Origin of the sequence: uncultured Aquimarina sp., from assembly GCF_947496855.1 — a bacterium.
Classification (GTDB): Bacteria; Bacteroidota; Bacteroidia; order Flavobacteriales; family Flavobacteriaceae; genus Aquimarina.
This window is the reverse complement of record NZ_CANMED010000001.1, coordinates 76,071-88,547: the sequence shown is the minus strand read 5'-3', so window position 1 is coordinate 88,547 and position 12,477 is coordinate 76,071. Positions and strand designations below refer to the sequence as shown.

The following is a 12,477-nucleotide window of genomic DNA, read 5'->3' as shown; positions in this document are numbered from 1 at the left end:
GAATTAAGATTTAGAATTTATAAATAATACTATTTTTGTGTAAAATCTTGAATTATGCTCAAAGCCGGAGTACTTGGCGCAGGACACCTTGGAAAAATTCACCTACGTCTCCTGGAACAATCCGAAAAATACGAACTCATTGGTTTCTATGATGCCAGTGATAAACAAGCAAAAGTTATTGCAGAAGAGTTTGGCTATCAATTATTTAATTCTGTTGAAGAGTTAATTAATGCGGTAGATGTTGTAGACATTGTAACACCTACTTTCGCACATTTCGAAGTTGCAAAACAAGCTATACAAGCTGGAAAACACGTTTTTATAGAAAAACCAATCACCAATACGGTTGAAGAAGCAGAAATGCTTATAGAATTGGCCAATGCTAATAACGTAAAAGGTCAGGTTGGTCATGTAGAACGTTTTAACCCTGCATATACTGCGGTTGCGAATAAAATCGATAATCCAATGTTTATCGAAGCACATAGACTTGCAGAATTTAATCCTCGTGGAACCGATGTTCCTGTGGTATTAGATCTAATGATTCATGATATAGATGCAATTCTTAGTGTTGTACATTCTGATGTAAAACATATTAGTGCCAGTGGGGTTTCTGTAATTAGTGAAACACCGGACATTGCAAATGCTAGAATTGAATTCGAAAATGGATGTGTCGCAAATCTTACCGCTAGTCGTATTTCATTAAAAAATATGCGAAAAGCACGGTTTTTTCAAAAAGACGCTTATATCTCTATAGATTTCTTTGAGAAAAAATGTGAGGTCGTAAAGATGAAAGATGCTCCAGAACAACCAGGTGATTTTGATATGATTTTGCAAAATGCAGAAGGTGTAAAAAAACAGATCTATTTTGATAACCCTGAAGTTCCATCTAATAATGCAATATTAGATGAATTAGACACCTTTGCGGATGCTATTAATAATAACACTACTCCTATCGTATCCCTGTCACAAGGTAAAAAAGCATTAGAAGTAGCATTACAGATTATAGCCTGTTTTCGTAAAGCATAATTAAATAGTGATCGTCTTCTCGAGCGGAATCGGGGGGAAACCCACACTATATGTCTAATTCATTTAGATTCCGCTGAATGTCACATTTTCACAATAATTTTTCAAAAAAAACACACATACACACATGAAAAACGTAGCAGTAATCGGAGCAGGAACTATGGGAAATGGTATTGCCCATACTTTTGCACAAAAAGGATTTAAAGTTCAACTAATTGATATCTCTCAGCAATCTCTGGACAAAGGATTAGCAACCATTACCAAGAACCTTGACAGGATGATTGCCAAAGAGAAAATTTCTGAGTCTGATAAAGAAACAACTCTTGGAAATATCTCAACTTATACTAACATCAAAGAAGGTGTTGAATATGCAGGTCTTGTCGTAGAAGCAGCTACTGAAAACATTGATTTAAAACTAAAAATATTTAAGGACTTAAGTGAAGCTTGTCCAGAAGATACAATTCTTGCCACTAATACATCTTCTATTTCCATTACTCAGATTGCTGCGGTTACCAAAAGACCAGATATGGTGATTGGTATGCATTTTATGAACCCCGTTCCAATTATGAAATTAGTAGAAATCATTAGAGGATACAACACCTCTGATGAAGTTACTAATACGATCATGGAAATGTCTAAAACTTTAGGAAAAGTTCCTGTGGAAGTAAATGACTATCCTGGATTTGTAGCTAACAGAATCCTAATGCCAATGATCAATGAATCTATTGAAACTTTATACAATGGAGTTGCTGGAGTTTCTGAGATTGATACTGTAATGAAATTGGGTATGGCTCATCCTATGGGACCATTACAATTAGCAGATTTTATTGGATTAGACGTATGTCTTTCGATACTGAATGTAATGTATGATGGTTTCAAAAATCCTAAGTACGCACCTTGCCCATTATTAGTCAATATGGTAATGGCTGGAAAGCTTGGCGTAAAAAGTGGTGAAGGTTTTTATGACTACTCAGAAAGCAGAAAAGCAGAAAAAGTGGCGAAACAGTTTGTGTAGAATGGTTCATTGTTAGAAAAGTAGTTTATTTATGAAAATACTTTGGGGTATCATAATTATTTTTTTGACTTCTTTTTCAAGCAGAAAACAACTTGTGCCAAATAACAAAACTAATTATCTACAGGAATCAATAGAAACTCAGGATAAGTACACAAAATATGATTCTCTCTTTAATAAATACAAAGAGTTTATTGTAACGGATTTTGGCTTTCCTGTAGGTAAACCAAATGCCAAAGGATATTACAATGCTCAAAAATTCAAAGAAAACAATCACTTAGGTGATGACTGGAATGGAGTTAGCGGTGGCAACTCTGATCTTGGAGATACTATTTATTCAATTGCTAATGGTTATGTGTCTTTTGCAGAAAATATTGGTGGCGGTTGGGGGAATGTGATACGTGTCATTCATAAATATGAAGGTAACTATTATGAATCTGTATATGCACATTGTCGGACTATAAAAGTAAAGGAAGGAGACCTTGTCAAAAAAGGAATTTCTATAGGAACTATAGGAACTGCTAACGGACAATATCTCGCGCATTTGCATCTGGAACTTAGAGATGATATCTTTATGGATATTGGTGGCGGATATTCCAAAAACACAAAAGGATATTTAGATCCTACTAAATTTATAAATGAGAATTAATGGCAAAAATAAATCCATTCAGAGCAGTTCGTCCTACAAGAGATAAAGTAAGTTTAATTGCTTCACGTTCTTACCAAAGTTATACTCCTGTAGAAAGAGATTCTAGAATGGATTATAACCCCTATTCTTTTTTACATATTGTCAATCCGGGGTATAAGTATCATAAAGAAATTTCGGGAGAAGATCGTTATAAATTGGTTCGTAATCGATATCTGGAGTTTAAAGAAGATGAGATTTTTATGCAAGATGAAACTCCTTGTTTCTATATATATAAAATCGTGAATCGTGAAAAAGAATCCTTCTCTGGTATTATTGCAGCGGCAAGTGCGGAGGACTATGAAAACGATATCATCAAAAAGCATGAAGACACTTTAGCAGATCGAGAGACCACTTTCAAACAATATCTAAAAACTGTAGGATTCAATGCAGAACCCGTACTTCTTACTTATCCAGATAATGACGTAATTGCTCAAATAATTGAAAAAGTTATTCAGGAAAGAGCGGAGTATGAATTTACGACCACCTATCGTGATACACATTATCTATGGAAAGTGGATGATAAAAAAAGTATTGAACAAATACAATCAGCTTTTGATGCAATGAAAACTATCTATATTGCAGATGGGCATCATAGATCTGCCTCGTCTTATTTATTGTCGAAGGATCTAGCATCAAATAACTCAGAACATAAAGGAACAGAACCGTACAACTTTTTTATGAGTTATCTGATCCCTGAATCAGACCTTAGGATATATGAATTTAATAGGCTAATTAAAGATCTAAATGGTTTATCAAAAGAAGAGTTCTTAATCCAATTAGATGAATGGTTTAGAATAGAAAATCGAGGGATCGAAGTATACAAACCCTCACAACCACATCATTTTAGTATGTATCTTGATGGTGAATTTTACTCTTTATACCTTAGAAAAACAATCTATGAATTTACGGATGCATTAGAAGAATTAGATGCTCAGATTTTATTTAAAACAGTATTAGACCCTATTTTGGGAATAAAAGATCTCAGAACCGACAATCGCATCGAGTATTCTCATGGTAAAAATGACATTGTATACGTAAAAAGCAGGATCGATCAAGAAGATTTTCAGGTTGGTTTTGGATTATTTCCCGCGGCTGTAGAGCAAATAAAAAAGATAGCAGACCAAGGATTGAAAATGCCACCTAAAAGTACATATATTGAACCAAAATTGAGAAGTGGTATCACCATTTATGAATTCTGAAATTAAAGCGGAAACGATATAAGTTTTAACCCTGAAGAATCGAATTAAAAAATTTCTGATATTATTTTAGATTCTAGCATACACTATAATACATTCTCACTACCCTTTTGAAGTTCCAATTTATAAGAATAAGTTATTTTAGGGAGCTAATTGTCTCGTTGATTTTTTTAAATACGATTCCCTTAATATAGAAGAATATTACAATTCAGTTTTTGTAAATTTCGGTATCTTTGCACCTTATGAATTCTATAGAGGAAAACCTAAAACACATACTCAAAACAGTTCCTAAAGAGGTAACTCTTGTAGCTGTATCCAAAACTAAACCTGTTTCGGATTTATTAGAAGCTTATCAAGCCGGACAAAGAATTTTTGGAGAAAATAAGATTCAGGAAATGACCCAAAAATGGGAAGAAATGCCTAAGGATATTTCTTGGCATATGATAGGTCATGTGCAGACAAACAAAGTTAAATTCATGGCGCCATATGTAGATACTATCCATGCTATTGACAGTTTTAAGCTTCTAAAAGAAGTCAATAAACAAGCTATCAAAAACGATAGAACAATCAATTGCCTATTACAGATCAAAATAGCTCAGGAAGAAAGCAAATTTGGTCTCAATAATGAAGAAGTCATTGATTTATTAAATTCCCAAGAGGTTAAATCACTTACCAATATTAACATTACAGGGTTAATGGGAATGGCTACCTTTACTGATAATAAAGAGCAAATTAAAAACGAATTTAACAACATAAAGTCACTGTTTGAAATACTTAAAACTGATCATCCTACGTTAAAAACACTATCAATTGGAATGAGCGGAGACTACCAATTTGCAATAGAATCTGGTAGCACTATGGTACGTATAGGAAGTTCTATTTTTGGTGAAAGAAATTATAGTCATTAAAAAATGTTACTTTAGGTCGAGAAATAAACTAATACATAAAGGCTACCCCACCAGAAAAGAATGATGTACGCAATTTTAGATATAGAAACTACAGGAGGAAAATATAATGAAGAAGGAATAACGGAAATTGCGATCTACAAATTTGACGGTCATAAAGTAGTTGATCAATTCATTAGTTTGGTTAATCCGGAAAAGCCTATACAACCCTTTGTTGTTAACTTAACAGGAATAAACAATAAAATGCTTCGTAATGCTCCTAAATTTTACGAAGTAGCTAAAAGAATTGTAGAAATCACTACAGATTGTATTATCGTGGCACATAATGCATCTTTCGATTATAGAATATTAAGAACTGAATTTAATAGACTTGGCTTTGATTTTGAACGTCAGTCACTCTGTACCGTAGAACTTTCTCAAAAACTAATTCCTGATCAAAAATCATATAGTCTCGGGAAATTAGTTCGTAGTTTAGGAATTGCTATTTCGGATAGACATAGAGCTACTGGGGATGCACAAGCTACCGTCAAACTTTTTAAATTATTATTATCTAAGGATGTAGAAAAAAATATCCTTAAAGAAACGGTTCGATTAGATATTAAGAAAAAAGTAGATGATAAACTACTTAAACTTATCGAGAATGTTCCATCAACAACAGGAGTCTATTATATGCATCGAGAAGATGGCACCATAATATATATTGGAAAAAGTAAAAACATTAAAAAACGAGTTACCCAACACTTCACTAATGATAATAGAAAATCAAAAAATATTCAGGAAGAAGTAGCAAACGTAACTTACGAAATTACTGGTAGTGAATTATTAGCGCTGCTAAAAGAGAATGAAGAGATAAAACTTAATAGACCTAAATATAATCGATCGCTTAAAAGAACAAAATTTGATCAGGCATTATATCAATTTATTGATGACAATGGTTATATGAATCTACAAGTTGACAAAGTTGATAAACTTAAATCTAGTATCACAACATTTACGAATAGACAGCAGGCTAAATCTTTTATGTATCGATGGACTGAAGAATATAATCTATGTCTAAAGTTAATGGGCTTAGATAAAGGAAAAGAAAATTGTTTTAATCACACTATTAAACAGTGTAATGGCGCCTGTATTCAAAATGAATCTATTGAGGATTACAATAAACGTGTGCAAGAATTTATTTCTGATCATTCCTTTGATAATAAAGACATGATGGTGATTGATCGTGGCCGTGATATCGATGAACAAAGTGTGATACTAATAGAAGATGGTGAGTTTAAAGGAATCGGATATTTTAATCTTAACCATCAGATTAATAATATTGATATATTAAGATCTATTATCACTCCTATGGGTCACAATCCCAATGCGCAACACATTATTCAAAGTTATGTACGACAGCACAAAAAGCTAAAATTAGTCACATTAGACAAAAATAAAATCGATTTAAAGGAGTAACATTCCTACTTTAAAAGCTACTAAACATTATATACTAAAAATACATTTAATGCATCGGTCCTTTTTTTCTGTTTTTTTTCTTTTACTTTACTTTTCTAGCATCTCTCAGGAAAACTATAACTACAAAAGCTTGGTCGTAAGTCAAACTGATTTAAAAGGAACTCGCTACGAAAAAGACACCACAGCTAATGCCTTTTATATATATGAAAAAGGGTTTAGTAGAATAGAAAATGGAGGGAACTATAACCTACTAACAGATTATAGTGGAAAAATTAAAATTCTAAATAAAGAAGGGTTTGAGAAGAGCACAATTGAAGTGCTTTTATACCGAAACAAGAATAGAAAAGAAATTTTCAGAAATCTTATAGCATATACTCACAACCTGGAAAATGGTAAAATCATAAAAACGAAACTTGGAGAAGACAATATATATAAAGAAAAATATGATGAGCATTATACATTAGTAAAATTCACTTTCCCTAATGTAAAGCCTGGTTCAGTTATTACGTATTCATATCAAACAGAATCTCCCTTTATATTTAATTTTAAAGGATGGGAATTTCAGGATGACATTCCCAAAATGTATAGTGAATGTATTGCAGATCTTCCGGGAAATTATGTCTACAACATTAGATTAGTTGGTTCACTAAAGCTTGATGTAGAAGAAAGTTCCATAAAAAAAGAATGTATAGAACTAAGCAATAGCGCTTCAGCAGATTGTTCTCATAATCAATATATTATGAAAGACATTCCCGCCTTTAAAAAAGAAAAGTTCATGACCGCCAAAAAAAACTACTTTTCTCGTGTAGAATATGAACTTAAAGAGTATAAAGGTTTTGATGGAGTTAATAAGAAATATACTGAAACTTGGAAAAACGTAGACAAAGAGCTTAGAACTGAAAAAACAATAGGAATACAACTTAAAAAAGTAAATGCCACTAAAAACATACTTCCTGAGACAATAAAAACAATGCCTATTAGCTTAGACAAAGCAAAAGCAATTTATAAACACGTTACCGATAATTATACCTGGAACGAAAAATATCATATTTTCAGAGATGTAGAAATAAAAGAAATAATAAAGTCTAAAGTCGGAAATGTAGCAGAAATGAATATTCTTCTGCATAACATATATAAGGAACAAGGGTTTGCTGTAAAACCTGTTTTATTATCAACTAGAAATAATGGATACGCCACTAAAATTCATCCTGTACTTACCGATTTTAATTATCTAATTATTCAATTAGCTATCGATAAAGAAACTTATTTGCTAGATGCTACAGAAAAAACCTTAGCGTTTGGTCAAATTCCTTTTAGATGTTTAAATCAATATGCTAGACTTTTAGATTTCAAAAATGGAAGTTCTTGGATTGATGTAAAACCCAAAAATCATTCATCCTATTATTACAGAGAAAAATTTACTTTAACTGATGAGTTGATACTTGAGGGTGTAGCAAAATATATGTATAATGGATATCATGCAAATTCTAAAAGAAAGGCATTTGATAAAGTATCAGAAGAAAAATTTTTAGACAGAATCCTAAGTCCAGATGAACATCTTGTTACATCGGGAGCAGGTGTACAAAATCAAAATAATGCAGAAAAACCATTTATAGAAGAAATTAGTTTCACGAAATCAACAGAAAAGATTGAAGATATCATTTACTTAAAACCGTTTACAAAACCGTTTTTCGAAGAAAACCCTTTTAAACTAAACGAAAGAACCTATCCTGTGGACTTCGGATACAAAGACTCTTATTCTTATATTGTTTTAATTGAAATTCCTGATAACTATCAGTTTCTAGATATTCCTAAAAATCAAAATTATACACTTCCTGGGAAATCAGGAAAACTAAGTTTAAACTTTCAAGTACAGGGCTACCAACTTCAGGTTTTTCATACTATTAAATTTTTATCGTCTTATTATCCTGTAGAATACTATAATTCTTTAAAAGAATTCTTCAATTTAATAGTCGATTTAGAAAACAACACAGTAATCACGATAAAAAAAGACTAGCTAATTTTTTAGTATTTTCGTTAAAATAATCAATTTTGAATCACAAACTACATACAAGAAACTGGAAAGAGAAATTACATGAGATTATTTATGAGGCGGATACTCCATTAGGTAAAATCTTTGATGTAATTCTTTTAATACTCATTCTTTTAAGTATCATTTTTGTCATGATAGAGAGTGTAAAAGGTCTTTCTGAAAGAACTTATAACTTGCTATATTATGCGGAATGGGTTATTACTATATTCTTCACATTTGAGTATATAGCAAGAATTATATCGATAAAAAAACCCTTTAAATATATATTTAGTTTTTATGGAATCATTGATTTCTTATCAACTATACCTCTTTACCTTTCATTTTTTATTGTAGGATCAAGTGCACTTTTAACAGTAAGGGCGTTAAGATTACTTCGAGTATTTAGAATATTAAAAATCTCGAGATATCTAGGTGCATCAAACAACTTAGCGAAAGCTATTAGAGACAGTAGAGCCAAGATATTCGTATTTTTATTCGCTGTAGTTGTTGTTTGTATCATTGCTGGTACATTAATGTATATTATAGAAGGAGAAGAAAGTGGTTTTAAAAGCATCCCTATAAGTGTTTACTGGTGTATTGTAACGTTAACTACTGTAGGTTATGGAGATATTGCACCTGTTACCCCCATCGGGCAATTACTTGCTGCTCTTATTATGATTATGGGATATGGGATTATTGCGGTACCCACAGGGATTGTAAGTGCAGAGTATGCTGCGGGACAAAAATCTGCAATTATCAATATAAATTCTCAAGTTTGCTCCAACTGTAACGCAAGTAAACATCAGGACAGAGCTAAATTCTGCCATAATTGCGGACATACTTTATTTAATGAATAATACGCTAATCGTAATTGTAGGTCCTACAGCAATAGGAAAAACTAGCTTAAGTATCCAACTAGCTAAGCATCTAAAATGTGAAATTGTTTCTGCAGATAGTAGACAATTTTATAAAGAAATGTCCATTGGCACCGCTGTTCCAAGCTCTAATGAACTAGAACAAGCCAAACATCATTTTATTCAGCATAAAAGTATAGAAGAATATTATTCTGTAGGTGATTTTGAAAAAGATGCTTTAGATACAATGAACAAGCTTTTTACGAAAAATGAATTTGTGATCTTAGTAGGTGGTTCTGGGTTATATGTAGATGCTATAACCAAAGGATTGGATAGTTTTCCTGAAATATCCGAAGATGTCAGAAATGCTCTAAAGAAACAATATGATACTGAGGGATTAGAAAGCTTACAACAGCAATTGAAAATAGCAGACCCTGTATATTTCGAAAAAGTAGACATCCAGAATACACATCGGGTTATGAGAGCTTTAGAAGTCTGTATCAGTAGTGGTAAACCTTATTCTTCATTTATTACTAAAACTCCAAAAAAGCGTCCGTTTCATATTATTAAAATAGGCATTACTGCAGAAAGGTCAATTATATATGACAGAATAAATGAAAGGGTCGACATAATGATTAAAGGAGGGCTACTGGATGAAGTAAAGGGTTTATACCCATATAAATCCTTAAACGCATTAAACACCGTAGGATATAAAGAAATATTCCATTTCATAGAAGATACTTGGGATCTAGACTTTGCTATTTCTGAAATCAAAAAAAACACCAGACGTTTTGCTAAGAGACAACTTACTTGGTTTAAAAAAGATTTGGAGATACAATGGTTTGATTATCAATACAGTATTAAATCAATACTATCATATATTACAAAAAAATCGCTATGAGCAACTCGTAGCGATTTTATATATAATTAGTTACCGTTTGTTACCTAAGATTCGTCATTTCTTACCACAAGTCTAAATCCTTCTCCGTGGATATTTAGAATTTCCACATTTTCATCTTTCTTTAAATACTTCCTAAGTTTAGCAATATACACATCCATACTTCGAGAAGTAAAATAATTATCATCTCTCCATATTTTGGTTAATGCTAGTTCTCTTGGCATAAGATCATTAAGATGTAATGCTAATAGACGCAATAATTCGTTCTCCTTAGGAGATAATTTTATAGGATCTTCTTCTCTAAATGTTAGAAATCTAAGTTTAGAATTAAGATGGAATCCTCCTATTTTAAATTCAAATTGTTTGCTATCTGCAACAGATTCTGTACTCTTACGTTGCATGATTGCCTGTATTTTCATCAATAAGACTTCGCTATCAAATGGCTTGTTAAGATAATCATCTGCTCCTACCTTATACCCTTTAAGCACATCTTCCTTCATAGCTTTTGCCGTTAAGAATATGATAGGAACTTCCTCATTCTTATCCCTAATTTCTTTTGCTAACGTAAATCCATCCTTGTAAGGCATCATTACATCTAGGATACACATATCGTAATCATCCTTTTTGAATTTTTCGAAGCCTTCCATCCCATTTTTAGCATGCACAACATCATAATCATTCATAATAAGATAATCCTTTAGTACTGTTCCAAAATTGGGATCATCTTCAACAAGCAAAATCTTTTTGTTCTCTGTTTCCATATTTTAAGATATTAACGGTAATTTAGTAATAAATGTGGAGCCTTTTCCCCGTTCGCTCTCCACCCATATTTGACCATGATGGTCGTCTATAATTCTTTTTACGTATGTTAACCCCAGTCCGTGACCTTTTACATTATGTAAATCTCCGGTATGTTCTCTAAAGAACTTCTCGAAAATCTTTTTCTGAGCTACTTTGCTCATTCCAACCCCTTGGTCACGTATTTTTAAAACAATACTATTTTTTACATTTTCTGTATATATATCAATTTTAGGTTCACCTTCCGAGTATTTTATTGCGTTGTCCAATACATTAACTATTACATTAGTCATATGACTATCATTGGCCAATACACTAGATTTAAGTGCTCCTAAATGCGTCTTTACATAACCTTTTCTATCTTCTACAATTAACGAAATATGTGTTATTGCATCTTCTACTATATCATGTAATTCTAAACGCTCTTTCTTGATATTTAACTCATTTTTTTCAAGTTGAGATATCCTCAAAACATTTTCTACCTGTATAAGCATTCTCTTATTCTCTTCCCGAATCATAGTCAAATAGCGATTCACTTTTTCTTGATCATCTGCTATTTTAGGATTTTTAACAGCATCTAACGCAAGATTAATTGTTGCAATTGGTGTTTTAAGCTCATGGGTCATATTATTGATGAAATCCGTCTTTATTTGCGATATCTGTCTTTGTTGTAATAATTGAGACAAAGCACTTGAATACGCCACCACAATAACCAACGTAAAAATTATCGACAAAATTGCCATTCCCTTTATAGTCGATAATATGTATCTATTCTTACCTGTAAAGTTCACATATAACTGATACAGACTCGATCCATCTTCGTTATTAACAAAAAGAGGTACAGCAAAAGTATTCCCATCACTTTCATTTGCACTAAAATCATCAGAACGTACTCGAGTAGACAAAGCATTACTGTATATTGCATACTCGAAATCAACCTTCATATCTCGCTCAGCTAATTCTTTTTTGAGTAATCTCTCAACTTCTTCTTTTTTCACCCTACGATGTATAGGGATAAAATTCGCAAGTTGATCAATAACAATTTCATAATCACGCCTATGCAAATCAGTAAGAGCACTCAATCTATCTAACTTTGACTTAGATCTTTGTCTTGTTTGATAACTTTCTTCCTTGTCTTCTACTAATTCTGCATTCCGATTTAGTATATCCTTTAACCTAACAGTATCAATATTAAAGTCTATAAAAGAAGAAAACAATTTAGAATCTTCTTCCAGAACACCATCTCCAAAAGCAAATGATCCTTTATCAAAACCTATATCTAAAAGCTGCTGTATTGTTTTATTATCAGGTTCTTTAATACTATCTAAAATCTCCTGTAATGGATAATACATTTCTTCAAACTCCCTATACTCAATCTTATTAGATACAGAAATCAATATTTGCTTTGCATTAAAAGAAAACTGTTCCCTGTTATTCTCTACTGTATTCTGAATCCAATATCCCTGAACAAAAATAATACCGATTAATGATAAACTCATCAGAAGGATCAGCAATGCGAATAACCTTTTATTCATAGGTCAAAAGTAAGACTTTAACATTTAGCTACTTTAGGGTTTAACCAAATGTTAACAAAATGAAAGATCGAAAAAATAATACAA

At 32.0% G+C, this 12,477-nt stretch carries 11 protein-coding genes; 9 read left to right on the top strand and 2 right to left on the bottom strand.

Going from position 1 to position 12,477, the window contains the following annotated elements; all coding sequences use genetic code 11:
* The first annotated feature begins 54 nt into the window (after positions 1-54).
* The 9 genes from Q0921_RS00420 to miaA all read left to right on the top strand — a co-directional run bounded on the left by Q0921_RS00420 (position 55) and on the right by miaA (position 10,063).
* Complete coding sequence (locus Q0921_RS00420; RefSeq protein ID WP_299251614.1) at positions 55-1,023, top strand: Gfo/Idh/MocA family oxidoreductase; 969 nt, start codon at positions 55-57, stop codon at positions 1,021-1,023.
* Between the two features lie 124 nt (positions 1,024-1,147).
* Positions 1,148-2,035: a 3-hydroxyacyl-CoA dehydrogenase family protein gene (locus Q0921_RS00415; protein WP_299251611.1), complete on the top strand. Its 888-nt coding sequence runs from the start codon at positions 1,148-1,150 to the stop codon at positions 2,033-2,035.
* A gap of 31 nt (positions 2,036-2,066) precedes the next feature.
* Positions 2,067-2,681, top strand: a complete 615-nt coding sequence (locus tag Q0921_RS00410) for a M23 family metallopeptidase (RefSeq protein WP_299251608.1) — start codon at positions 2,067-2,069, stop codon at positions 2,679-2,681.
* Entirely contained in the window at positions 2,681-3,919 is a 1,239-nt protein-coding gene (locus tag Q0921_RS00405; RefSeq protein WP_299251605.1) for a DUF1015 domain-containing protein, read from the top strand. Before Q0921_RS00410 ends, Q0921_RS00405 begins: the two co-directional genes overlap by 1 nt.
* Positions 3,920-4,158: 239 nt before the next feature.
* Positions 4,159-4,824, top strand: a complete 666-nt coding sequence (locus Q0921_RS00400) for a YggS family pyridoxal phosphate-dependent enzyme (protein ID WP_299251603.1) — start codon at positions 4,159-4,161, stop codon at positions 4,822-4,824.
* A 63-nt stretch (positions 4,825-4,887) separates the two neighbouring features.
* Entirely contained in the window at positions 4,888-6,276 is a 1,389-nt protein-coding gene (locus Q0921_RS00395) for an exonuclease domain-containing protein (protein ID WP_299254666.1), read from the top strand.
* A gap of 49 nt (positions 6,277-6,325) precedes the next feature.
* Positions 6,326-8,293, top strand: a complete 1,968-nt coding sequence (locus Q0921_RS00390; protein WP_299251600.1) for a DUF3857 domain-containing protein — start codon at positions 6,326-6,328, stop codon at positions 8,291-8,293.
* A 35-nt stretch (positions 8,294-8,328) separates the two neighbouring features.
* Entirely contained in the window at positions 8,329-9,165 is an 837-nt protein-coding gene (locus Q0921_RS00385) for an ion transporter (protein WP_299251597.1), read from the top strand.
* The gene (gene miaA / locus Q0921_RS00380; protein ID WP_299251594.1) at positions 9,158-10,063 is read left to right on the top strand and encodes a tRNA (adenosine(37)-N6)-dimethylallyltransferase MiaA; all 906 of its coding nucleotides are present in this window, start codon (positions 9,158-9,160) and stop codon (positions 10,061-10,063) included. Before Q0921_RS00385 ends, miaA begins: the two co-directional genes overlap by 8 nt.
* A 44-nt stretch (positions 10,064-10,107) precedes the next feature.
* Here the strand turns inward: miaA and Q0921_RS00375 are convergent, their stop codons facing one another.
* Positions 10,108-10,821 (bottom strand): response regulator transcription factor, encoded by a 714-nt coding sequence (locus Q0921_RS00375; RefSeq protein ID WP_299251591.1) that lies wholly within the window; start codon positions 10,819-10,821, stop codon positions 10,108-10,110.
* A gap of 3 nt (positions 10,822-10,824) precedes the next feature.
* A complete protein-coding gene (locus tag Q0921_RS00370) occupies positions 10,825-12,393 on the bottom strand; it encodes a HAMP domain-containing sensor histidine kinase (protein ID WP_299251588.1) in 1,569 nt (522 codons plus the stop codon).
* Positions 12,394-12,477: the final 84 nt, after the last annotated feature.